Below are 2,844 nucleotides of genomic sequence, written 5' to 3' on the forward strand. Positions count from 1 at the left end.
GCCGGGGAGGCGGCAAATATCCTGTGATCCGGAGATGTCTGAATGGGGAAACCCACCGGCTATAAGGTCGGTATCATAAACTGAATACATAGGTTTATGAGGCGAACGCGGAGAAGTGAAACATCTCAGTATCCGTAGGAAAAGAAATCAATTGAGATTCCCTCAGTAGCGGCGAGCGAAAGGGGAACAGCCCATTAAGTCATATCAGTTTTAGTGGAATGCTCTGGGAAGTGCAACCATAGTGGGTGATAGTCCTGTACACGAAAGGGCTGATATGATGATGTCGAGTAGGGCGAGGCACGTGAAACCTTGTCTGAATATAGGGGGACCATCCTCTAAGGCTAAATACTCCTGACTGACCGATAGTGAACCAGTACCGTGAGGGAAAGGCGAAAAGAACCCCTGTGAGGGGAGTGAAATAGATCCTGAAACCGCATGCATACAAGCAGTGGGAGCCACTTCGTGTGGTGACTGCGTACCTTTTGTATAATGGGTCAGCGACTTATATTCAGTAGCGAGGTTAACCGAATAGGGGAGCCGTAGAGAAATCGAGTCTTAATAGGGCGTTTAGTTGCTGGGTATAGACCCGAAACCGGGTGATCTATCCATGAGCAGGTTGAAGGTTGGGTAACACTAACTGGAGGACCGAACCCACTGTCGTTGAAAAGCCAGGGGATGACTTGTGGATAGGGGTGAAAGGCTAATCAAACTCGGTGATAGCTGGTTCTCCCCGAAAGCTATTTAGGTAGCGCCTCGGACGAATACCATTGGGGGTAGAGCACTGTTTCGGCTAGGGGGTCATCCCGACTTACCAAACCGATGCAAACTCCGAATACCAATGAGTACTATCCGGGAGACAGACTGCGGGTGCTAACGTCCGTAGTCAAGAGGAAAACAATCCAGACCGCCAGCTAAGGTCCCTAAATCATAGTTAAGTGGGAAACGATGTGGGAAGGCATAGACAGCTAGGAGGTTGGCTTAGAAGCAGCCACCCTTTAAAGAAAGCGTAATAGCTCACTAGTCGAGTCGGCCTGCGCGGAAGATGTAACGGGGCTAAAACTATGTACCGAAGCTGCGGATTTGCAATTTATTGCAAGTGGTAGGGGAGCGTTCTGTAAGCCGATGAAGGTGTGTTGAGAAGCATGCTGGAGGTATCAGAAGTGCGAATGCTGACGTGAGTAACGACAAAACGGGTGAAAAACCCGTTCGCTGAAAGACCAAGGGTTCCAGTCCAACGTTAATCGGGGCTGGGTGAGTCGACCCCTAAGGCGAGGCCGAGAGGCGTAGTCGATGGGAAATTGGTTAATATTCCAATACTTCAGTGTAATGCGATGAGAGGACGGAGAAGGTTAAGTCAGCCTGGCGTTGGTTGTCCAGGTGGAAGACTGTAGGCATGTATCTTAGGCAAATCCGGGGTGCTCTATGCTGAGAGTTGATAGCAAGCCAGTTTACTGGTGAAGTGGCTGATACCATACTTCCAGGAAAAGTCTCTAAGCTTCAGTTACACTGGAATCGTACCCGAAACCGACACAGGTGGTCAGGTCGAGTAGACCAAAGCGCTTGAGAGAACTCTGCTGAAGGAACTAGGCAAAATGGTACCGTAACTTCGGGAGAAGGTACGCTGCCGGCGGTGATAGGACTTGCTCCTTGAGCTGTTGGCAGCCTCAGAAACCAGGCCGCTGCAACTGTTTATTAAAAACATAGCACTCTGCAAACACGAAAGTGGACGTATAGGGTGTGATGCCTGCCCGGTGCTGGAAGGTTAATTGATGGGGTTAGCGTAAGCGAAGCTCTTGATCGAAGCCCCAGTAAACGGCGGCCGTAACTATAACGGTCCTAAGGTAGCGAAATTCCTTGTCGGGTAAGTTCCGACCTGCACGAATGGCATAATGATGGCGGCGCTGTCTCCAGCAGAGGCTCAGTGAAATCGAATTCGCCGTGAAGATGCGGTGTACCCGCGGCTAGACGGAAAGACCCCGTGAACCTTTACTGCAGCTTGACATTGAACTTTGATCTTACTTGTGTAGGATAGGTGGGAGGCTTTGAAGTGGTGACGCTAGTTGCCATGGAGCCGTCCTTGAAATACCACCCTGGTAATATTGAGGTTCTAACTCTGCTCCCTGATCGGGAGCGAGGACCATGTCTGGTGGGTAGTTTGACTGGGGCGGTCTCCTCCTAAAGAGTAACGGAGGAGTACGAAGGTGCGCTCAGCGTGGTCGGAAATCACGCGTAGAGTATAAAGGCAAAAGCGCGCTTAACTGCGAGACCCACAAGTCGAGCAGGTACGAAAGTAGGTCTTAGTGATCCGGTGGTTCTGTATGGAAGGGCCATCGCTCAACGGATAAAAGGTACTCTGGGGATAACAGGCTGATACCGCCCAAGAGTTCATATCGACGGCGGTGTTTGGCACCTCGATGTCGGCTCATCTCATCCTGGGGCTGAAGCAGGTCCCAAGGGTATGGCTGTTCGCCATTTAAAGAGGTACGCGAGCTGGGTTTAGAACGTCGTGAGACAGTTCGGTCCCTATCTACCGTGGGCGCTGGAAATTTGAGAGGATCTGCTCCTAGTACGAGAGGACCAGAGTGGACGAACCTCTGGTGTACCGGTTGTGACGCCAGTCGCATCGCCGGGTAGCTATGTTCGGAAGGGATAACCGCTGAAAGCATCTAAGCGGGAAGCCTACCTCAAGATAAGATTTCCCCGAGACTTTATGTCTCCTAAAGAGCCGTTGAAGACTACGACGTTGATAGGTTGGATGTGGAAGTGCAGTGATGCATGAAGCTGACCAATACTAATTGCTCGTGAGGCTTGACTATACAACACCCAAGCAGTTGTATATAAAGC

At 50.7% G+C, this 2,844-nt stretch carries 1 rRNA gene; it reads left to right on the forward strand.

The features are described from left to right. Positions 1-2,816 (forward strand): 23S ribosomal RNA (locus tag FTV31_RS15395); the annotation flags it as partial. Positions 2,817-2,844: the final 28 nt, after the last annotated feature.

Source organism: Acinetobacter sp. YH16031, from assembly GCF_013417335.1.
In the GTDB taxonomy this organism is placed as follows: domain Bacteria; phylum Pseudomonadota; class Gammaproteobacteria; order Pseudomonadales; family Moraxellaceae; genus Acinetobacter.